This is a genomic window from Salinicola salarius, from assembly GCF_003206135.1.
Lineage (GTDB): Bacteria > Pseudomonadota > Gammaproteobacteria > Pseudomonadales > Halomonadaceae > Salinicola > Salinicola salarius.
The window spans coordinates 184,814-205,379 of sequence record NZ_PZJT01000005.1; the positions used below are offsets into that span (position 1 = coordinate 184,814).

The following is a 20,566-nucleotide window of genomic DNA, read 5'->3' on the forward strand; positions in this document are numbered from 1 at the left end:
CAGCCAGCCGGGGCGCTCGGATTGCGTCAATCGCTCGCCGCCGACTTCCACCGTGACGCAGCGCGAATGCCGAATGGCGCGCACGTCATCGATATAGGCTTCCACCGTGGGGCCGCCATCGAAGATGTCGATATAGCCTTCCCAGCGCAGCCCTTCCTTCTTGAGCATCTCCAGCGCGGGCCGGGTGTGCTCGTGGACCTGGCCGATGCAGTCCTGCGCCGCCTGTGGCAGAAACGGCACGTAGATCGGGTACTTCGGCATCAGCTCGCCGATGAAGCTCTTCTGCCCCAGCCCGGTGAGCTGGTCGGCCTGCTTGAATTCCATTGGAAAGAAGTGGCTGCCGAGGCTGTTCCAGAACGGGCTGACGCCGTCCGGGCTGAAGACGCCGCGCATTTCCGCCAGCACCTTGGCCGGGAAACACTCGCGGAACTCCGCCATGAACAGCCAGCGCGCCTTGGAGAGCAGCGTGCCGTTGCGGTCACGCCGGTAGGCCGGGCGCAGGAACAGCGAGGCGACTTCGGCGTCACCGGTGTGATCCGAACTCAGAAACAGCGTGTCGATGGTGCGATGCAGGTCGAGCTGGACCGAAGAGTGGGCCAGCTTGCCGACACGATAGTGGTAGAACGGTGTCTCCCGGCCGACTTCGGCCTCGATCGCGCAGCAGCCCGCCAGCTCGCCGGTCTGCTCGTCCTCGAGCACGAAGAAATAGAGCCGCTCCGGCTCGGGGACACGGCCTTCGAAAGCCGCTACCGCGTTGTCGATCTTGGCGGTCAGGAACTCGCGGCTGTTGGGCAGCGAGGTGAAACCGACGCCGGTTTCCTGGGCCAGGGCCTGCAGTTCGTCGATATCGTGGTGCCCAATGGGTCGCAGGCGCATTACAGTTCTCCCTCGTCCAGCGCGTCTTCGACATTGGGTAGCGCCAGCGGCGCGACCAGCACGGCACGCCCCTCCTCGACGCCCAGCAATGCCGCCTGCTCTTCCGACAGCAGCAGCTGGCCGGTCGGGGTGAGCGCGTAACGCGCGACGGTGCAGCGAAAATCCGCCAGCTGTTGATTGGCCACCATCGCCGGCTCGGCATCCGGCAGCGAGGCCGCCGGCCGGATCCGCACCGGGTGCCAGCCGCAGTGGGTCAGCGTGTGCAGCCGCTGCCTTTCCGCTCTGACCACCGGGCCGGCGTCGAAGATATCGACATGGCGCGAACGCACGAAGCCTTCGGCCAGCATCTCCTGTAGCGCCTGCTCGTGGGCCGGATGCTCACGCCCGATCGCCGCCCGGGCCTGCGGCGTCAGCAACGGCAGATAGAGCGGGAACTGCGGCATCACCTCGGCGATGAAGCTCTTCGAGCGCACACCCGCCAGCAGGTTGATCTCGTGGTAGCTCTGCTCGAAGAAGTGGCGGCCGACACTGTCCCAGAACGGCGAGCCGCCCGCTTCGTCGAGAAAGCCCGGGAAGGCGACGCCCAGCGTCTCCGCAAAGCGCTCAGGATACTGGGCGATGAACATCAGCCGGGCGCGGCGCAGCAACGTCGCCGCACTGGTGCCGCGGTAGCGCGAATCCAGCGACAGCGCGCACAGCAGCGAGACTTCCGACATCTCGTGGGAAAGCGACAGCGTCTGCACCTCATGGCGCAGGTTGAGCTGCTGCGAGGCGTGGATCAGGGTTTCCTGGCGGTAGGTGTAATAGGCATCCTGCGCGCCGGCCTGAGCCCGGATGCTCGCCGTGCCGATGATTTCCCCCAGGTTCCGATCCTCGAGCACGAAGGTGTAGAGCTCGTCGCCGGGGAAGTCGACATTGCGCGCAAGCGAACGGGAGGAGCGGGCGATCCGCTCCTCCAGCCGGTCGCGATGCGCGGGCAGGTTGGTCAGCTTGGGCGTGGAGCCGCCAGCCAGCCGCTCGATCGCAGCCAGATCGCCGGACTGCGCCGGACGAAACAGCAGGTGTCCGACGCTTCTCGTCGTCGAATCCGCTACGGCACCTGAGACGACATCGGCATGATTCATGATTGACCGACGAGCTGCTCGATGGCCAGTTCCAGCCGCGCCATGCCTTCCTGGAGATCCGCCTCCGGGATCACCAGCGACGGCGCCATGCGCAGCACGTTGGGGCCGGCGACCAGAATCATCAGCCCCTGTTCGATGGCCAGCGGCAGGATGTCCCGCGCGCGGCCCTCGAAGTCGTCGCTCATCTCGGCGCCGATCAGCAGACCCATGCCGCGGATCTCCTTGAACACACCGTACTTGCGATTGATGACCTCGAGATGCTCGCGGAAGAGCTCGTGACGACGCTCGACGCCCGCCAGCACTTCCGGCGTATCGATGGTGGTCAGCGCGGCCAGACCCACGGCGCAGGCCAGCGCGTTACCGCCGTAAGTGGAACCGTGAGTTCCCACCGCCAGCGACGGCGCCACGCGATCGGTGGTCAGCATCGCGCCGATCGGGAAGCCGCCGCCCAGCGCCTTGGCAGAGGTCAGGATGTCCGGGGTCACGCCGTAATGCATGTAGGCGTAGAGCTTGCCGCTGCGACCGACCCCGGACTGAACTTCGTCGAGGACCAGCAGGGCCTGGTGCTGATCGCACAGCTCGCGCAGACCGCGCATGAACTCGGGCGTTGCCGGCGTTACGCCGCCTTCGCCCTGGATCGGCTCGACCACGATGGCGCAGGTATCGTCATCGATCAGCGCGCGAACGCTGTCGAGATTGTTGAACTCGGCGTGCACGATGCCGCCCGGGATGGGGCCGAACCCCTCGGAGTACTTGGGCTGACCGCCGACGCTGACGGTGAACAACGTACGGCCATGGAACGCCTGCTTGAACGAGATGATCTTGTGCTTCTTCTCGCCGAAGTTGTCGAACGCCCAGCGCCGCGCCAGCTTGAACGCTGCTTCGTTGGCCTCGCCGCCGGAAGAGCAGAAGTACGCCTTGTCGGCGAAGGTGCGCTCGACCATCTGCTTGGCCAGCGCCAGTGCCGGCTCGTTGGTATAGACGTTAGAGAGGTGCCACAGCTTGTTGGCCTGCTCCGTCAGCGCGCCGACCAGCGCCGGATGACAGTGCCCCAGCGCATTGACCGCGATACCGCCAGCGAAATCGATGTACTCCTTGCCCGCCTGATCCCACAGGCGGCTCCCCTCGCCGCGCACCGGGATCGCCTGCTGCGGCGAATAGTTGGGGGTCATGTAGCGGTCGAAATCGTCACGTGTCGGGCTCGCGGCCATGTCTTTCTCCCTGAGGGTTAGGGGTTATGTCAATCGAGTATAAGGAGGCGGCAGCCCCACGGCTTTCAGCGATGGGACGGCGAATTGCGAAAAGCGTCCTATGCCGAAGGTATCAGCACAGGTCCCCATCGCAAGGACTAGGTTCGAGCGGCTGCCAACGTCGAGTTTAGCCTTGCGACTTTCGTCGGCGCTACGTCTTGGCACGCATCGCGCAGTTGAGTTCGCCCGAACAAAAAGGCGCCAGCGACAATGTCGCTGGCGCCTTTTTTAGCTCGTGGCTCGTGGCTCGTGGCTCGTGGCTCGTGGCTCGTGGCTCGTGGCTCGTGGCTCGTGGCTCGTGGCCGAAAGCTTACGCCTCGTAACGCTTGAAGATCGCGCTGGCGTTGACGCCCCCGAAACCGAAGCCGTTGCAGATGGCATGTTCCATCGGCATCTGGCGCGATTCGCCGTGGACGATGTCCAGGCCCGCCGTCATCGGGTCGGGATCGGCATAATTGCGGGTCAGCGGTGCGGTCTGGTCACGCAGCGCCAGCAGCGTGAAGATCGCTTCGACACCGCCCGCGGCACCCAGCAGATGGCCGGTGGTCGCCTTGGTCGCGCTGATGGCCGGCGAGCGATCGCCGAACAGGCGATGAATGGCGGCGAGCTCGCCTCGGTCGCCCACCGGCGTCGAGGTGGCATGAGCGTTGAGATGCTGGATCTCGGACGCCTCCAGCCCGGCCTGGCGCAGTGCGATCTGCATCGCGCGCGCCGCGCCGGAGCCGTCCTCGGGCCCTGCCGTCATGTGGTAGGCGTCGGAGGTCGTGCCGTATCCGACCAGCTCGGCAATCGGCGTCGCACCCCGTGCCAGGGCGTGTTCGAGGGTCTCGATCACGATCAGGCCGGCACCTTCTCCCATCACGAACCCGTCGCGAGCCTGGTCGAACGGCCGCGACGCCTGCTCCGGCGTGTCGTTGAAATGGCTGGAGAGCGCCTTGGCGGCGGCGAAACCACCCAGGCTGACGCGATCGATACACGCCTCGCTGCCGCCGCAGAGCGCGACATCGGCTTCGCCGGCATGAATCATGCGCGCGGCATCACCGATCGCCTGCAGGCCGGCGGCACAGGCTGTCACCGGTGCGCCGAGCGGGCCCTTGAAGCCATGACGGATCGAGACCTGGCCGCAGGCGAGGTTGGCCAGAAACGAAGGAATGGTGAACGGAGACAACCGCCGCGGCCCCCGGCTGTCTACCGTGCGCACTGCATCGGCAATGGCGGGAAAGCCGCCGATGCCCGAGCCGATCAGGGTCGCCGTGCGCTCCTTCTCGGCTTCCGTCTGCGGGAACCAGTTGGCCTGGGTCAGCGCTTCTTCCGCCGCCGCGACCGCCATCTGGATGAAGCGGTCCATCTTGCGCCGCTCTTTCGGATCCATGGTGGCATCCGGGTCGAAGCCGGCGCTGTCTTCCTCGATGGTCGGCACCGGCCCGCCGACGCCCACGGCCAGACCTTCGACGGTCTCCGCCGGCAGCCGGCGCAGGCCGGAGGCGCCCGACAGCAGACGCTGCCACACGGTTTCGATACCGCATCCCAACGGCGAGAGGATGCCCATACCTGTCACTACGATACGTCGCATGACGATGTCCTTTCAGTCATTGATCGAGTTACTCGCAGCATCGACAAGCTGGCCAGAGGCCTTCGCTGCCGCTGTCTGCGAGTGGGAAGAAGCACCACGGTCGAAGGCTTTCTGCATGCGCTCGATACGGGCATGAACCGCCGGGCTGGCGTCGGGGCCGGGGGCCAGACGCACATCGCCGGGCGACAATGGCCTGTCGTGGTGGCGGTCGTACAGGATCGGATCGACAGGGTCCAGGGTCTGTCGATCGACCAGATGGAAGCCGTCGGCTTCGATCGGCAAATGGTCTTCGCCCCAGCGGTAGAGCATCAGAATGACCGGTGCGAGGTCGTGGCCCTTTGCCGTCAGATGATACTCGTAACGCGGCGGATGCTGCTGATAGCAGCGCTTTTCGAACAGCGTGTTGGCGACCATGCGATCCAGACGCCGCGTCAGCATGCTGGAAGCGATGCCCAGGCCGCGCTGGAACTCGTCGAAGCGACGCGCGCCTTGCATGGCGTCGCGCAGGATCAGCAGCGTCCAGCTGTCGCCGACGCAGTCGAGTGCGCGGGCCACCGGGCAGAAAGAGGAAATATCGTGGGTCACTTTCATTATGGAAGCGACTCTACCGAATTTCTCGCCTCAAGGGAAATGGAGACGTCCGAAACCGGCAACGGTTGGGTTCACGTGCCGCCGGCATCCAGTGCCAATCGCATTCGCACTCGCGGCAGCCGCTCGCCCTGGCGTTCGCTCCACTCTTCGCCCAGGGTCGCCCAACCGCGCTCGACCAACGACGGCGCCAGCACCAGACTCGCTTCGATCATTGCCTCGCTGTGCCCCGCTTCTCTCAATGCCTCGATGGACAGCGACAGCAGACGCGATCCCACGCCCTGCCGTGCCACCGACGGCCAGACGTAGAGCGTTTCGATGCGCCCGGCCCGGAGATCGCGTTCGCAGAAGCCGATGCAATGCCCGTCGCACTCTGCCACCAGCGTGGAGTGGATCGCCTGCCGCGCCATCCACGCTTCCGCAGTGCGCGGCAGCGCCGATGCCCAGGCCTCGCGCTGGGCCAGGGTATAGTGATTGGCCGCGCCTTCCATGATCGCATGGTAAAAAACCTCGGCCTGATCCGAGGCATCCTGAGGCAATGCCTCACGGAAGCGGGTTCGTTCGAGCATATCGAGATCCTCCGAGCTGACCGACCATTAACGACACCGCCGGATCACGCCGCGTCGTTGACCAGAGACTCATAGCGCGGGAAGCGCAGCGCGATGTCGCTGGCGGTTTCCGCCAGCGAATCCGTATCCCCTTCGCTGAGCGTCACGGTGACGAAATCCGGCTGTGGTCCCATATCAAACCAGTGAGGCAGATTCGCGGGAATGGTGATGAGATTGCCGCGCTCGCAGCCAACGACATAGACACGATAAGCCAGATGCAGGTAGAAAATCGCCTGACCATGGAGAAACAGATGCCATTGCTGCCCCATGCCGCGCGATTCGCTGTAGAGCAGCTCCCGCCGCAACTGTCCATCGGGATAGACCGGGCTCATGCCGCGAAGTTCGATCCGCTGACACCCGCTGTGCAGACGCATCTCGTCGATGAGCGCGGCGTGCTCATCGAGCACCTCGTCGGCACTGGCGGTACTGCGAAGCGGCGGTAGCGAATGGGACTGGAAAAGAATCTGATGGGCGCCCAGTTCCAGCTTGATACGTTCGTCATCGCGCGTCGACAGCAACGGCTGGTCGCCATCGGCTTCGTGGTAAACATGCAAAAAACTCATCAAACACCTCTCCTTGGTATCATGCGAGCTTCCGGAATCCTGCCGCACCCGGGGCCGAGCGCTACTGCATTATGGCACCATTGCAAAAGTTCACCTCGAAAAGCGCGATTTCATGATTCCAGAGCCCTCATGCCATGCCCCAGTGTCCGACAGCGCTTTCACGCTGGAGACGATCGGTCATGTCGCCAGCGATTACCCCGACAAGTTCGGGATTCCGCGCCAGCCGGGGTTGGCGCCGTCGGCGCGGGCGATTCTCTATCTGGCGCCAGCGTTCGACGATCCGCTCGCCGTCGAAGGCCTGGAGGCGATGACCCATCTGTGGCTGACCTTCGTCTTCGATCGCAGCCCGGAGAACTGGACGCCCCGGGTGCGGCCGCCCCGCCTGGGAGGCAATCAGCGCATCGGCGTCTTCGCCAGCCGCAGCACCCACCGCCCCAACCGCCTTGGCCTGTCGCTGGTCGAGCTGGTCGATATCGAATGCACGCCGAAACCCGCGTTCGCCCAGACGCCGATTGCCGGGTCTCGGTTGGCCGAGTATCGAAGCCGGGTCAAGCTGCACCTGCGGGGGCACGATCTCTGCGACGCCACGCCGATTCTCGACATCAAGCCTTATCTGCCCTGGGCCGAGTCCCGCCCCGATGCCGATGCCGGTTTCGCGCCTGCGCCGCCGCCCCGGCACCGCGTCGCTTTCAGTGCCGCGGCGCAGGAAGCGCTGCAGCGCCATCCCGACGGTGAATCGCTGTCCCGACTGATCGAAGAGGTGCTGGCCCAGGACCCACGCCCCGCCTATCACGGCAGCGGCTCGAACCGGCAGGACGTCACCCGGCGCTACGGGGTCTTCCTGCGCGACGTCAACGTGCGCTTTCGAGTCATGGAAGGTGCCGTCGACACCGAAATTCGGGTGGAAGCAATCGAGCCGCGCTGATGAGCGGATCGAACGTGACCAGGGCTGGTCACTCGGCACCGATGCGGCTAGGCTGGCGAACTTCGATGAATGACTGGAGTGCCTTCGATGCAAAAGTCGCTGATTGCCCTTTGCCTGTCCGCCCTGACGGCATTCTCTCTTCCGGCGCTCGCCGATGCCGATCATCCGCATGTGCGCCTGCACACGAGCCAGGGCGACATCGAAGTCGAACTCGATGCCCAGGCGGCCCCCAAGACGGTGGGCAACTTCCTGAGCTACGTCGATGAAGGCTTCTATGCCGGCACGGTCTTTCATCGCGTGATGCAGGACTTCATGATCCAGGGCGGCGGCATGACGGCGGATCTCGAACCGAAGGAGACCCACGCACCGATCGCGCTGGAGAAGAGCGGGCTCGAGAACGCTCGCGGCACCATCGCCATGGCGCGAACCGCCAATCCGGATTCCGCGACCAGCCAGTTCTTCATCAATCTGGTCGACAATAGCGCGCTGAACTACCGCGATCTCTACAACCCCGGCTATACGGTGTTCGGTCACGTGGTTTCCGGCATGGACGTCGTCGACGAGATCGCCGGCGTTGCCACCGGCCGCCAGGGCCCTCACGCCAATGTGCCGAAGACGCCGATCACGATCGAGAGCGCGGAACGCATCGACTGAAGGCGCAGGCATACGCCGGAAACCTCATCGCCAGAAAGCGAGAAGCCCCGACGTTGTCATGTCGGGGCCTCTCATGAAAATGTGCAAGGCGTACGGCGCGCAGGAACCGGAGCCTATGGGGTATGGGTGAGGATTCCGATCGGACCGGCGCACCGGGGCCGTACAACAAAGCAATTTGCCCGCGCAAGAATTGAGACAGCGTTTCTAGAAGGTCATGCCCAGACGCCGCCCTACCTCCTCATAGGCCTCGATCACGCCGCCCAGCCCTTGGCGGAAACGATCCTTGTCCAGCTTCTCGCGGGTTTCGGCATCCCAGAGCCGGCAGCCGTCCGGCGAGAACTCGTCGCCCAGCACGATCTCGCCCTCGAAGACGCCGAACTCGAGCTTGTAGTCGACCAGCAGCATGCCACCATCGAGAAACAGCTGCTTGAGCACGTCGTTGACCTGGAAGGTCAGCGCTTTCATGGTCGCCAGCTGCTCGGGCGTCGCCCAGCCGAAGGTCTCGGCCAGCGACTCGTTGATCATCGGGTCGCCCTTCTCGTCATTCTTCAGGAACAGCTCGAAGGTCGGCGGATTCAGGGCGATGCCTTCTTCGACGCCAAGGCGGCGCACCAGGCCACCGGCGGCCAGGTTGCGCACCACGCACTCCACCGGAATCATCTCCAGCTTCTTGACCACGCACTCGGTGTCCGAGAGCAGCTGCTCGAAGTGCGTGGGAATGCCCGCTGCCTGGAGTTTCTCCATGATGAAGGCGTTGAACTTGTTGTTGACCATGCCCTTGCGCTCGAGGGCTTCCTTCTTCTTGCCGTCGAAGGCGCTGGTGTCATCGCGAAAGTGCAGGACAAGCCGCTGCGGGTCGTCGCTCAGGTAGACCGACTTGGCCTTGCCGGCATAGAGAAGATCGCGTTTTTGCATGGAGCTGTCTCCGCGTCGCGGCCCCTTGGGGGCAGCAGGTTCATGAGGGTGATGAAGGTGAAACGTGGTGTGGCGACGAGACGGTTCCTGTCACCGTCAGGCCACCTGCTGCCAGTCGATACCGCTATCCTGGGCCGAAACCAGCAGACGCGACTCATCGCCGTCGAGCAGCGGCACCAGAGTTTCCAGTACCCGCTCGGGGTGATTATTTTGCGCCGACAGGTGCGAGCAGACAATCCGCTGTAGCCGATCGAGCCCCAGCCGGCGCAGCAGTTCCGCCGCCTGGCCGTTGGCGAGATGGCCCCAGCGACCGGCGACACGGCGCTTCAGGTGCGGCGGATAGGGGCCTTCGGCCAGCATGCGCGGATCGTGATTGCACTCGAGGAACAGCGCATCGCAGCCACCGAAGACATCGGTCACGTGAGACGTCGGGTGGCCGAGATCGGTCAATACCCCGAGGCGGCGGCCGTGGGCACGAAAGCAGAACTGGATCGGTTCACGGGCATCATGGGGAACGGTGACCGGATCGATCTCCAGCCCGCCGATGGCGAAGCGTGCCTGCGGCACCAGCAGTTCGTGCCTGGGCACCTCGCCCAATCTGCCGGAGAACCAGCTGCCGGCGCTCAGATAGACCGGCAGCTGGTGGCGGCGCGCCAGGGCGCCCACCCCGGTGATGTGATCGCTGTGTTCGTGGGTGACCAGCACCGCCGACAGCTGGCGCGGATGGACACCCAACCGCGCGAGGCGTTTCTCCGCCTCGCGCACGCCGAAACCGCAATCCACCAGCACCAGGGTCTCGCCATCGCTGACCAGCGTCGCGTTGCCCTTGCTGCCGCTGCCCAGCGAGGCGAAGTGAAGGCCCGGTGTGGAAGGCGACGCCATCAGCGCAGCGTGGACGCGATCGCGTCCAGCAGCTCCCGTGCCGCGGCCGGTGCCACCGGTTGACCATCGGCATCATCGACCGTCACCACGGTATTGTTGGCGTTCGAGTCGAGCTGCAGGCGGTAATGGTTGGGCTGCGGGTCGCTGCCGAACCAGTCGAACCAGCCACCGTCGTCGGCTTCCAGCGGCAGATAGTCGACGAAGAACTGGCCAGCGCTGCGGTTCTGATCCGTCACCGTCAGGCGATCGTCATCGAATCCGTTCTGCAACTGATAGTAGAGCTCGGACCAGGCACGCTCGCTGTCCAGTGCCAGGTCGAGCTTCCAGCCGCCGTCGCGGTTGCGCAGCTTCACGCGCTCGCTCTGGTCGAGCGGCTGTGCGGCCAGCGACACGCCGCTGTCGGCGGTATGGTTGCTGTCCAGATACGCCTTGACCGAGGTCAGACACTGGGCGCTGCTGCCGATATCGCAGCGGACTTCGCTGGTACCGCTGCGCAGCCCCTGACGCAGGCTCATGCTGCCCTGAGCGGTATCGATGCGGCCGCTGGCGGCATTGATGGCGGTCGGATTGACGCCATGATCGACGGCAAAGCCCTGCAGGCGCGGCCATACACTGGCCGGCGCGGCATCGACCAGCAGCCAACGCTCGCTGCCCGCCTGACGCATTTCGACATAAGGCTGCTCGTCGCTCTGCCCGGAGGCCAGCGGCTGCGGACGCGGCGCGTCGTCCATGGCCTCCGTCGACGAGAAATCGCTGTCGGCCTGGGGAACCGGCATCGAATCCTGATAGCGAACCTGATTGCGCGAAGCCGGCAGATCCAGCGGTTGGGTCATCTTGGCGTTCTGGTACTCGTCGTTGCGGTCATAGTAATAACCGTCTTGGAACAGACCGCAGCCGGACAGGACCAGCGACGAGCACAACACCAGAGGCATCCATTTGAGGACGGGCTTCATGCATCCACCTTTGTTTGAAGCAATGGGCTGGTTAGCGATTCGATCCACGCCGGGTGGTATCACTTGCTGTCGATGCCGGCGAGCTGCAACGCTTCGCCGACGCTGCCGTGGTAGCGCTCGGACAGCCAGGTCAGCGGCAGCCGGATCCCGGTGTCGGCATAACCCATGCGGTTGAGCGCCCACTTGACCGGAATCGGGTTGGATTCGATCCCCAGCGCCGTATGCAAAGGCGCCAGACGCGCGTTGATCTGGTGCGCCTTTTCGCGCTGGCCGCTGGTCGCCGCGACACACAGGTCATGCATCGACTTCGGTGCCACGTTGGCGGTGACGGAGATATCGCCGTGGCCGCCCATCAGCATGAAGTCGCAAGCGGTGGGGTCGTCACCGGAGTAGAGCGCGAAATCGCTGCCCTTGAGCCGATCGATCAACTCCTCGGCACGTTCCAGATTGCCGGTGGCATCTTTCAAGCCGACGATCCGCTCGAGCTCCGCCAGGCGGAAAACCGTCTCGTTATAGATGTCGGAGCAGGTGCGACCAGGCACGTTGTAGAGAATGATCGGCAGTTCGCTGGCTTCGGCGACCGCCTTGAAATGCTGATACAAGCCTTCCTGGGTCGGCTTGTTGTAGTAAGGCGCCACCGACAGACAGCAGTCGGCGCCCACTTCGCTGGCGTAGCGCGCCAGCTCGACCGCTTCGGCCGTGTTGTTGGCGCCCGTGCCGGCGATGACCGGGATCCGACCGTTGACCTCTTCGACCACTGTGCGGATGACATCGAAGTGCTCGGCGAACGACATCGTGGTCGGTTCGCCCGTGGTACCGGCGGCGACGATCGCGTCAGTGCCGTGATCGAGATGGAAATTCACCAGGCGACGCAGCGCCTCCCAGTCGATCTCGCCACCGGCTTTCATCGGCGTCGCCATGGCAACGATACTGCCTGTGATCATCTTGCAGCTCTCTCCCTGTGGCCGGGATGGACGCCGGCCGCGTTAACTCACCGCAAGTCGATTATCCGGCAAGCGAACAACCGGACCTGACGGATCCCGGAACCCCGGACGCATGCCGATGCGGGCATGGCGCCTACCAGGCACGATTTGCAAACCTCAGATGGTACTCAGGCAGCCTCGGCGTGTACAGCCGGCAAGCCGGCTCCCCGCCGAGATCGGCGCCTCGACACCCGACGTCGCCGCTGGCTGAAGACCGCTGCCCGCCTCGATGATCGTCACGCCGAGCATTGACCGCCAGAATCGGCTATCGTTCGTTCGCAACGGAATCCTCAGGGATTTTGGCGAACCCTTCCCCTTTCATTTCGGAGCGGCTCATGACCCTCAGCGTTGGACAACCCGTCGAAGATTTCTCCGCCGAGGCCACCGGCGACACGACCTTTCGTCTCGGCGACTACCGTGGCAAGCAGGTGGTGATCTATTTCTATCCCAAGGACAGCACCCCGGGCTGCACCACCGAAGGCGGCGATTTCCGTGACCGGATCGGCGAGTTCGAGGCCGCCAACACGGTCGTCTTCGGCGTCTCGCGGGATGGCCTCAAGTCCCACGAAAACTTCAAGGCCAAGCAAGGCTTCCCGTTCGAGCTGATCTCCGATCGCGACGAAGCGATTTGCCGGCAGTTCGACGTGATCAAGCTGAAGAAGATGTACGGCAAGGAGCATCTGGGTGTCGAGCGCAGCACGTTTCTGATCGACGCCGACGGCAACCTGGCCCGCGAGTGGCGCGGCGTCAAGGTGCCGGGGCACGTGGAAGCAGTGCTCGAAGCGGCGCGCGAACTCAACGCCTGACGGTCGGCGCGACGCGCTTCAGGGCGCCTTCTCTATCTCGGCCTGGTCCGACTCGCCTCGCGGCCAGGCCTGCACCAGCGCCTTGATCAGGGTTGCCAGCGGAATCGCGAAGAACACGCCCCAGAAGCCCCACAACCCGCCGAAAAACAGCACTGCCAGAATGATCGAGACAGGGTGCAGGTTGACCGCTTCCGAAAACAGGACCGGCACTAGTACATTGCCATCGAGCGCCTGCAGAATGGCGTACGCCGCCAGCACATACAGGAACTGCTCGCTGGCGCCGAAATGAAAACCCGCCACCGCCGCGACCGGCAGCGTGGCAACCGCGGCGCCGATATAGGGCACCAGCACCGACAGCCCCACTATCAGCCCCAGCAAGGCGGCGTAGGGCAGCCCGAAGGCCCAGAACACGATGAAGGCCACGCTGCCGACGATGATGATCTCGATGGTCTTGCCGCGCACGTAGTTGGCGATCTGGTCATCCATTTCCTGCCAGATACGGGTCATCAGCGTGCGCTTGCCCGGCAGCATCGACAGCATGAAGGCGACCAGCCGTTCGCGATCCTTGAGCATGAAGAAGACCAGGATCGGCACCAGGACCAGGTAGATGATCACCGCCATCAGATTACCCAGCGACGCCAGCGAGAAGGTCAGCGCCCGCTGGCCGAGCTGCGAGGCCTGGTGTCCGGCCGTGGCGATCCAGCCCTGGATCTGATCCGGCGTGACGATGGTCGGATATTTCGTCTGCATCTCGCCCAGCCAGCGTTGGCTGCTGGCAAACATGCTGGGGGCTTCCTGGACCAGCTCGACCAGCTGATTCCAGACCAGCGGCATGATGACCAGTGCCAGTGCCAGCAGCGCCCCCACGAACAGTAGAAAGACCAGCCCCACCGCCAGCAGACGCGGCAGCCCTCGACGCTCCAGCCAGGCCACCACGCCCTGCAACAGGAAGGCGACGACCAGCGCGGTGAAAAACGGTGCCAGCGCACCGCCGAGCCAGATCACGATGGCAAAGCCGCCGATCAGCAGTGCCAGCAGGACGATCGCTTCTTCATCGGAGAGATAACGCTCGAACCAGTGACGCAGAATGCCCTTCAAACTCATGCCGGTGCGTCTCCATCCGCCTTGCGCAGCCAGTAGCGATAGATTCCGTCCGCTTGCTCGCGCTCGACCAGCGTGTGTCGGCTGTGCTCGACGAAACTCTCGAAATCACGCCAGGAGCCCGCATCGGTCGCGATCACTTCGAGCAGTTGCCCGGCCTGCATGCCGGCGAGAGCCTGCTTGGCCTTGAGCAATGGAAGCGGGCAGCTCAGACCGGAGGCATCCAGTCGGCAATCGGGCGCTTGAGACATGACAGATCCCGGGTTGGTGAACGGTAAATTGAAAGATGAATCGAAAGTTCGTTAGCCTGCCACAGGGCCGGTGGCATCGCTCCCCGAGTTTTGGAAAGCGCCTGGGCACGTCTGCGACAAACTGTAGTCGAAGGCATAATAACCCAGACCGTTACCCCCTACCGCGGCTTTCGCCTGCAGCGTATCTTTGGCTGCGCCGGGTCTTTTGCCTGTACCGTAGCTTTGCCTGAATGGGGATCGAGACCGTCAGCATGACAAACCACCGACCGACATCATTCAAACGGCAGCTGTTGGCCGTCTCGCTGCTATCCGCAACGCTGGCCGGCGCCGCCCCGCTCGCCCAGGCCCAGCAAGGCTATCAGCTTCCGGATCTCGGCAGTACCAGCGCCGCCGTCACTACCAGTGACGAATACCGCCTGGGTCGCGCCTGGCTGCGCCAGTTCCGTGCCCAGACCGATCCCTGGCAGGATCCGATCACCCAGACCTACGTCCGCTCGATGCTGGCCAAGCTGGTGCCGTACAGCGGCGTCGACGAACGGCTCGTGGTCACGCTGGTCGACAGCCGTCTGCTGAATGCGTTTGCCGTTCCCGGCGGCGTGGTCGGGGTCAACGCCGGCCTGTTCACCACGGCGCCCGATGAAGACGAGTTCGCCTCGGTGCTGGCCCACGAACTGGGCCACCTGGCCCAGCGCCACTATGCCCGGCGCATGGAGCGGGTCGAGGAGACGCAGTTGCCGACCATGGCGGCGATGCTGGCGGGCATGGTGCTGGCGGCCGGGGGTGGCGGCAGCGCCGGCATCGCCGCCATGATGGGGACGCAGGCCGCCTTCATCCAGGACCAGCTCGCCTACTCCCGGCGCTTCGAGCAGGAAGCCGATCGCGTCGGTCTCAACGCCATGGCCAAGGCCGGGTACGACCCGCAGGCCATGCCGGACATGTTCCGCACGCTGCAGAAGCTCGCCGCGCTGCAAGGCGGCAACCCGCCGGAGTTTCTGCTGACGCACCCGGTCACCGAATCGCGCATCAGCGACACCCAGGCGCGCGCCGACCAGTTGTCCTCGCCTCCCCATCATGACGACCCCACGTACGCCATGGTTCGCGGCCGGGCACTGCTGATGATCAATCGGGACAACCCGCCCCAGGCGATGACAGTGCTCGAGCAGGACAACCCGCCGCCGGCGGCGGTGAGCTACCTTCGGGCGCTGGTCGACGCCCAGCAGACGCACACCGACGCCGCGCTGAAAACACTGGACGAGCTGGCCCGGCAATACCCCGATCTTTCGATGATTCCCGCCACGGCGGCGCAGATCGCCTACGATGCCGGCCGCCGCCAGGAAGCCTTGACGCGGGCGCAACACATCCTGCGGCTCTCCCCCTCCTACTTTCCGGCGCAATGGGTACAGGCGGAAACGCTGTTGCAGACATCTCCCGTCCAGGCGTTCGACGTGCTGCGCGACATGAGCGAACAGTATCCGGAGGACCCTAACGTGTTCGGGCTACTGGCCGAAGCCGCCGGCCGCACCGGCCGTGATGCCTGGGGCCAGCTGGCGCGCGCGGAGCAGCTACAGCTCGAAGGACGCATCGACACCGCCATCCGCCAGATAGACTCCGCCGAGAAAGTGGCCAGGCAGAGCGGCGACTACGCCATGGCCAGCCGCATCGAGCAGCGGCGCAAGGATTTCCTCGGCTACCGGGATACGATGCAAAACTTCTGACCTGCCCCGCCATCGGACCCCGGCGATGGCTTCCGGACATCTCTTGCCGAGAAAGAAACGGCCGGAGAGCAGAATTCAGCGATGCCGGTCGAGGTGCGCGACGATTGCGTCGAAGAATGCCATGGGATCGATCGCCAACTTGCCCAACGGCTTGGGGGCGGCGGCGTTCTGCGCGATCACGATCTCACAGGCCGGGTTGACGTAAATGGCCTGCCCGTGGATACCCTTCGCCGCATAGGCCTGATCCTGGCGTGAAGGGTCCGTCCAGGCAGTCCACCACATGTAGCCATATTCCAGTGGTTCAGTGCCCGGTGATTCGCCGCCAGCGAGCATGGTCGGCCGCGTGGCCTCGGCAACCCAGCCTTCGGGCAACAGCGGTTCGCCATCGATCTTCCCGCCTTCGAGCATGAACTGGCCGAAACGCGCGTAATCTCTCAACGTGGCGCTGATTCCGCTGCCGCCGATCTCGATGCCGTCCGGCGACTCCAGCCACCAGGTAGCATCGTGCTCCATGCCGAAGGGCTGCCACAGCTTGTCCGACAGATAGTCGGCCAACGGCCGGCCGATAGCACGGTGAACGAGCTCGGCGAGAATCTGCGTCTCGCCGGTGCTGTAGTTGTGGACCGTTCCCGGCATCGCGGCGCGAGGCAGCGACGCCATCACCTTCATCGCCCCGCCCGGCTGCTGGGCGACTTGCGCCTCGAGCAGCCGACGGCGATCGGACGCCGGGTCGGTGTAGGTCTCGTTCCAGGCCACGCCGGAGGCCATCATCAGCAGATCGCGCAGACTCACGCCATCGTAGGCACTTCCCGCCAGCGCCGGCACGTAGTCGACCACCCGAGCCGCCAGCCCCTCCCGGATCGACCCGTCCTGAATCGCCATGCCGGCCAGCGTCGAGCAGATGGACTTGGCTACCGACATCGACATCCAGCGCGTGACGCGATCGTTGCCGCGCTGATAGGTCTCGTGGACGATGCGGCCCCGGTGGAGGACCACCAGCCCGGTGACCTGATTCAAGGCGAGATAGTCATAGAGGTCGTAGGACTCCCCGTTCATCATGGCCAGCACCCCGTCGAGACTTTCCAGCGCCTGCGTCAGCGGGCGTGGCCGCTCGCCGGCCGTGACGATCCTCGAAGGAAACAGCCGGTCGATGTTGCGAAAGGTGCTGACCGCCAGGTCCGGAACCAACCGCCCGCTGTAGATCTGCTCGACGCTGCCGATCGGCTCGTCGGCATGGCGATAGGCAACACTCGATCGGGACGAGTGTCGAGCGTCAGCGAGCGGCGCAGAGGCACGGGAAGACATGGGCTCTCTCCTGGAACGGTCATTAGGGTCTGTTGACGTTTCTGCGCGAACCGCGTTGCTGCGCCAAATGGCGCCAGGCCAGGCGCGGGATGCAGAGAAGGGTGGTTCCCTTTTCCAATCCCGCAACGCCGCATGGCGCNNCAACAGACCCTAGATCAACCAGTACCACAGACACGACCAGGCGCGCATCAATCAGCGTGAAGCATGGAAATAAAAGCAGAATGGTGGGTCGTGTAGGATTCGAACCTACGACCAATTGGTTAAAAGCCAACTGCTCTACCAACTGAGCTAACGACCCGGAACGGATGATCGGCGAGGGAATGCCGAATCGATGCCGTGAAGGCGAGGAAGAGATCGATGGTGGGTCGTGTAGGATTCGAACCTACGACCAATTGGTTAAAAGCCAACTGCTCTACCAACTGAGCTAACGACCCATGCTTTTCTGATCAATGGCGCTCGTTTGCGCCAAGAACATCGACCCGTCGGAAAGTGGTGGGTCGTGTAGGATTCGAACCTACGACCAATTGGTTAAAAGCCAACTGCTCTACCAACTGAGCTAACGACCCCCTTCCGACTGGGCGCACATGTTACTCATAAGCCTCAGAGCAGGCAAGCGTTTTTTCCCCGCTCCGAGGCAATCGACGCGCCGCCGGGATCAGGCGTCTTCGCGGCGCGGCCGACGCGGTTTCTTCATCGCGGTCACCGGGCGACGCTTGTTCTTGTCGCGGCTCCAGCGATTCTTCTCGTCCGGCGTCATCTCCGGCACCTTGCGCGGCTCGAGACCTGCCAGGGTCGAAAGCTCGTCGATCTCGTCCTGGGTCATCTCCGTCCACTCGCCGGCCTTGGCTCGCTTGTCAAGGAAGATGTTGCCGTAGCGCACGCGCTTCAGGCGGCTGACGGTCAGCCCCTGGGACTCCCACAGCCGGCGTACCTCGCGGTTGCGGCCCTCCAGGATCACCACGTGGAACCATGTGTTGATGCCCTCGCCACCGAACTCCTGCACGTCGGTGAAACGGGCCGGGCCGTCCTCGAGCATTACGCCTTCGACCATGTTGACCACGTGCTCGCGCTTCACGTCACCCATCACGCGCACCGCGTATTCCCGTTCGATCTGGTGTGAAGGATGCATCAGCCGGTTGGCCAGCTCGCCGTCGGTAGTGAACAGCAACAGCCCGCTGGTATTGATGTCGAGACGCCCGATCGCGATCCAGCGCTCGCCCTTCAGTCGCGGCAGGCGTTCGAAGACGGTCCGCCGGCCTTCGGGATCCTTGCGGGTGCACAGCTCGCCTTCCGGCTTGTTGTACATGATCACCCGTCGCGGCACTTCCTCGACCGCTCGCAGGTTGATCGCCCGGTCGTCGAGCGCCACACGGTCGCGTGCCCCGACCCGGTCGCCCAGCTTGGCGACCTGACCGTTGACCTTGATCCGGCCGGCGCTGATCGCCGTTTCCATCTCCCGTCGCGAGCCGTAACCGGCGCGCGCCAGCACTTTCTGCAGCTTTTCGGTGTTGGTATCCGTCATGTCTTTCATTGCCTCGTCGGCTGGAGAATTCGCCAGTGACCGTCGCGCCCACAGGCAAACCGATCGGAATTGGCGATTCTCAGGTGTCCGTGTCCGAATTCTCGTCCGCCGGGCCGGCGTTGTTCGCCGCCTCGGCCTGGCGTTTTCGGGCACGCTCGGCCAGTCGCGCTTCGAGCTCGGCAAAACTCAGCGACTCGCCGGGGGACGCCATCTCGGCGTGTTCGTCGTTGTCGGGCTCATCATTGTCACATTCACCCGACGCTGCCGATAAATCGGGTTCTTGCGTTTCCACCGCCGCTTTCGAGCCGCCTTCTTCAGGTGACGACGTCTCGCCGCCGTCCTCATCAGCCGTTTCGACAGGGGGCACATCCTCGAAAGGCTCGTGCATGCCGGTTTCGAACGTTTCGAACTGCTTGAGTTCATGCATCGGCGGCAACGAATCCAGGGTCTTCAGCCCCAGATCGTCGAGAAACGTCCGCGTGGTCGCGTAGACCGCCGGCCGTCCGGGCACGTCACGGTGTCCGACGACGCGAATCCAGCCGCGCTCCACCAGGGTGCGCATGATCGAACTGCTCACCGCCACGCCGCGCACCTCTTCGATATCGCCGCGGGTCACCGGCTGGCGGTAGGCGATCAGCGCCAGCGTCTCGAGCAGAGCCCGCGAGTAGCGCTGAGGCTTCTCGTCCCACAGTCGTGATACCCAGGGCGAATAGCGCTGCCGAATGCGCACCTGGTACCCCGACGCCGACTCGATCAGCTCCAGTGCGCCGCCGCTTGCCAGCCGCTCGCCGAGCTTGTTGAGCGATTCGCGGATCGCCGCCCGCGACGGCGGCCGCCTCGAATCGAACAGCCCTGCGTTAGCCTGGTCTGCCTCGAACACCGTCTCGAGCCGCTCCAGCGAGACCGGCTCGCCGGCGGCCAGCAGTATCGCTTCGAGAATTTCGTCCAACGCTGGGGTCACGTAGGGGTCGGTCAGGCGGTTCATGCCTTCGCCTCGTCGTCGCTGCCGGTCTCGAAGACGCCCTCTGCCTCGCCGGGAGCGCCTTCGTTCTCGCCGGGGACGCCCACCTCCAGCGCCAGCCGGGCCCGCAGGTGAATCGGCGAGAGCGGCGCATTCTGCACGATTTCGATCATCGACTCACGCGCTAATTCGAGAATCGCCATGAAGGTGACGATGACCCCGGCGCGCCCCTCGGAAAGCTCGAACAGCGATTCGAACGGCGTATAGCGATCCGCCTCGAGTCTGGCCATGATCGCGAGCATTCGCTCCCGCGTCGACAGCACTTCGCGGCTGATCCGGTGGGACTGGCGCAGGTCGGCGCGCTTGAGCATGCTGCCCAGCGCCCCGAGCAGATCGCTCAGCGAGACATCCGGATGCACCACGCGGGGCTCGAGCTCCGGCAATGCCGCCTGGGCCGGATGCCAGTCGCGCCCCATCCGCGGCAGTTCGTCCAGCGTCTCGGCGGAAAGCTTGAGCTGCTCGTACTCCTGCAGGCGACGAATCAGTTCGGCCTGCGGATCATCCTCTTCATCCTCGTCGTCTCCCCTGGGCGGTCTCGGCAGCAGCGTGCGCGACTTGATCTCGGCGAGCATCGCGGCCATCACCAGATATTCGCCGGCAAGATCGATTTCCATCGCCTGCATCAGATCGACGTACTCGACGTACTGGTGGGTAATGGCGGCAACGTCGATGGCCAGAATGTCGAGATTCTGCCGGCGGATCAGGTAGAGCAGCAGATCGAGCGGGCCTTCGAAGGTCTCGAGGAAGACTTTCAGCGCTTCCGGCGGGATGTAGAGATCCTGCGGCAGCTCGGTCAGGCCTTCGCCATTGACCCGCGCCACGAATTCGAGCGGCAGCTGCGCGGAGGGCGACGCCTCGGCGGCATCGGGTCGTTCGGATTCGATAACGCTCACACCGCCTCCCTCCTTGTTGCGCCATGAATTGTCGCGCAATGAAAAGCCGCTGAATGAA

Annotated in this window: 21 protein-coding genes and 3 tRNA genes; 4 read left to right on the forward strand and 20 right to left on the reverse strand. The window is 64.4% G+C overall.

The window, feature by feature from the left end:
• The 7 genes from astA to DOM32_RS06250 all read right to left on the reverse strand — a co-directional run.
• Positions 1-876, reverse strand: an 876-nt coding sequence (gene astA / locus DOM32_RS06220; protein WP_110632308.1) for an arginine N-succinyltransferase, incomplete at its 3' end; no start/stop codon positions are given.
• Positions 876-2,000, reverse strand: a complete 1,125-nt coding sequence (locus tag DOM32_RS06225; RefSeq protein WP_110632311.1) for an arginine N-succinyltransferase — start codon at positions 1,998-2,000, stop codon at positions 876-878. The genes astA and DOM32_RS06225, both read right to left, overlap by 1 nt.
• Positions 1,997-3,211: an aspartate aminotransferase family protein gene (locus DOM32_RS06230; RefSeq protein ID WP_110632314.1), complete on the reverse strand. Its 1,215-nt coding sequence runs from the start codon at positions 3,209-3,211 to the stop codon at positions 1,997-1,999. The genes DOM32_RS06225 and DOM32_RS06230 overlap by 4 nt, the downstream gene beginning before the upstream one ends.
• A gap of 349 nt (positions 3,212-3,560) precedes the next feature.
• Entirely contained in the window at positions 3,561-4,823 is a 1,263-nt protein-coding gene (gene fabF, locus DOM32_RS06235) for a beta-ketoacyl-ACP synthase II (RefSeq protein WP_110632317.1), read from the reverse strand.
• Between the two features lie 12 nt (positions 4,824-4,835).
• On the reverse strand, positions 4,836-5,414 hold the full coding sequence (locus DOM32_RS06240; RefSeq protein WP_110632320.1) for a winged helix-turn-helix transcriptional regulator: 579 nt from the start codon (positions 5,412-5,414) through the stop codon (positions 4,836-4,838).
• Between the two features lie 71 nt (positions 5,415-5,485).
• Complete coding sequence (locus tag DOM32_RS06245) at positions 5,486-5,980, reverse strand: GNAT family N-acetyltransferase (RefSeq protein WP_110632322.1); 495 nt, start codon at positions 5,978-5,980, stop codon at positions 5,486-5,488.
• Between the two features lie 44 nt (positions 5,981-6,024).
• Positions 6,025-6,582, reverse strand: coding sequence for a hypothetical protein (locus DOM32_RS06250; RefSeq protein WP_071232762.1), 558 nt, complete (start codon positions 6,580-6,582; stop codon positions 6,025-6,027).
• A 142-nt stretch (positions 6,583-6,724) separates the two neighbouring features.
• On the opposite strand from DOM32_RS06250, the gene tsaA reads away from it, so the two are divergent.
• Both tsaA and DOM32_RS06260 read left to right on the forward strand, forming a co-directional pair.
• On the forward strand, positions 6,725-7,507 hold the full coding sequence (gene tsaA / locus DOM32_RS06255; RefSeq protein WP_338095110.1) for a tRNA (N6-threonylcarbamoyladenosine(37)-N6)-methyltransferase TrmO: 783 nt from the start codon (positions 6,725-6,727) through the stop codon (positions 7,505-7,507).
• Between the two features lie 87 nt (positions 7,508-7,594).
• Positions 7,595-8,161, forward strand: coding sequence for a peptidylprolyl isomerase (locus DOM32_RS06260; protein ID WP_208625323.1), 567 nt, complete (start codon positions 7,595-7,597; stop codon positions 8,159-8,161).
• Positions 8,162-8,365: 204 nt separating this feature from the next.
• On the opposite strand, the gene purC is transcribed toward DOM32_RS06260, so the two are convergent.
• The 4 genes from purC to dapA all read right to left on the reverse strand — a co-directional run bounded on the left by purC (position 8,366) and on the right by dapA (position 11,855).
• Positions 8,366-9,076 carry a phosphoribosylaminoimidazolesuccinocarboxamide synthase gene (gene purC / locus DOM32_RS06265; RefSeq protein ID WP_071232759.1) on the reverse strand — a complete coding sequence of 237 codons (711 nt, stop codon included), beginning with the start codon at positions 9,074-9,076 and terminating at the stop codon, positions 8,366-8,368.
• A 96-nt stretch (positions 9,077-9,172) separates the two neighbouring features.
• Positions 9,173-9,958 carry an MBL fold metallo-hydrolase gene (locus tag DOM32_RS06270; protein ID WP_110632331.1) on the reverse strand — a complete coding sequence of 262 codons (786 nt, stop codon included), beginning with the start codon at positions 9,956-9,958 and terminating at the stop codon, positions 9,173-9,175.
• Positions 9,958-10,911 carry an outer membrane protein assembly factor BamC gene (gene bamC, locus DOM32_RS06275; RefSeq protein ID WP_071232757.1) on the reverse strand — a complete coding sequence of 318 codons (954 nt, stop codon included), beginning with the start codon at positions 10,909-10,911 and terminating at the stop codon, positions 9,958-9,960. Before bamC ends, DOM32_RS06270 begins: the two co-directional genes overlap by 1 nt.
• Positions 10,912-10,970: 59 nt before the next feature.
• Complete coding sequence (dapA, locus tag DOM32_RS06280) at positions 10,971-11,855, reverse strand: 4-hydroxy-tetrahydrodipicolinate synthase (RefSeq protein ID WP_071232756.1); 885 nt, start codon at positions 11,853-11,855, stop codon at positions 10,971-10,973.
• Between the two features lie 374 nt (positions 11,856-12,229).
• Here dapA and DOM32_RS06285 point away from each other — a divergent pair, with 374 nt between their 5' ends.
• Positions 12,230-12,700 (forward strand): peroxiredoxin, encoded by a 471-nt coding sequence (locus DOM32_RS06285; protein WP_110632334.1) that lies wholly within the window; start codon positions 12,230-12,232, stop codon positions 12,698-12,700.
• A gap of 18 nt (positions 12,701-12,718) precedes the next feature.
• Here the strand turns inward: DOM32_RS06285 and DOM32_RS06290 are convergent, their stop codons facing one another.
• Positions 12,719-13,804, reverse strand: a complete 1,086-nt coding sequence (locus DOM32_RS06290; RefSeq protein ID WP_071232754.1) for an AI-2E family transporter — start codon at positions 13,802-13,804, stop codon at positions 12,719-12,721.
• The gene (locus DOM32_RS06295; RefSeq protein ID WP_071232753.1) at positions 13,801-14,052 is read right to left on the reverse strand and encodes a sulfurtransferase TusA family protein; all 252 of its coding nucleotides are present in this window, start codon (positions 14,050-14,052) and stop codon (positions 13,801-13,803) included. Before DOM32_RS06295 ends, DOM32_RS06290 begins: the two co-directional genes overlap by 4 nt.
• Positions 14,053-14,303: 251 nt before the next feature.
• Here DOM32_RS06295 and DOM32_RS06300 point away from each other — a divergent pair, with 251 nt between their 5' ends.
• Complete coding sequence (locus tag DOM32_RS06300; protein ID WP_110632337.1) at positions 14,304-15,767, forward strand: M48 family metalloprotease; 1,464 nt, start codon at positions 14,304-14,306, stop codon at positions 15,765-15,767.
• A 75-nt stretch (positions 15,768-15,842) separates the two neighbouring features.
• Here the strand turns inward: DOM32_RS06300 and DOM32_RS06305 are convergent, their stop codons facing one another.
• From DOM32_RS06305 to DOM32_RS06335, 7 genes are all read right to left on the reverse strand, one after another.
• Positions 15,843-17,072, reverse strand: coding sequence for a serine hydrolase domain-containing protein (locus DOM32_RS06305; protein WP_110632341.1), 1,230 nt, complete (start codon positions 17,070-17,072; stop codon positions 15,843-15,845).
• A 222-nt stretch (positions 17,073-17,294) separates the two neighbouring features.
• Positions 17,295-17,370 (reverse strand) — tRNA-Lys (locus tag DOM32_RS06310).
• Between the two features lie 60 nt (positions 17,371-17,430).
• A tRNA-Lys gene (locus DOM32_RS06315) sits at positions 17,431-17,506 on the reverse strand.
• A gap of 56 nt (positions 17,507-17,562) precedes the next feature.
• A tRNA-Lys gene (locus DOM32_RS06320) sits at positions 17,563-17,638 on the reverse strand.
• A gap of 89 nt (positions 17,639-17,727) precedes the next feature.
• Complete coding sequence (gene rluB / locus DOM32_RS06325; protein WP_083387467.1) at positions 17,728-18,594, reverse strand: 23S rRNA pseudouridine(2605) synthase RluB; 867 nt, start codon at positions 18,592-18,594, stop codon at positions 17,728-17,730.
• Between the two features lie 79 nt (positions 18,595-18,673).
• Entirely contained in the window at positions 18,674-19,579 is a 906-nt protein-coding gene (gene scpB / locus DOM32_RS06330) for an SMC-Scp complex subunit ScpB (protein ID WP_110632344.1), read from the reverse strand.
• A complete protein-coding gene (locus DOM32_RS06335) occupies positions 19,576-20,508 on the reverse strand; it encodes a segregation and condensation protein A (RefSeq protein ID WP_110632347.1) in 933 nt (310 codons plus the stop codon). The genes scpB and DOM32_RS06335 overlap by 4 nt, the downstream gene beginning before the upstream one ends.
• Positions 20,509-20,566 lie beyond the last annotated feature (58 nt).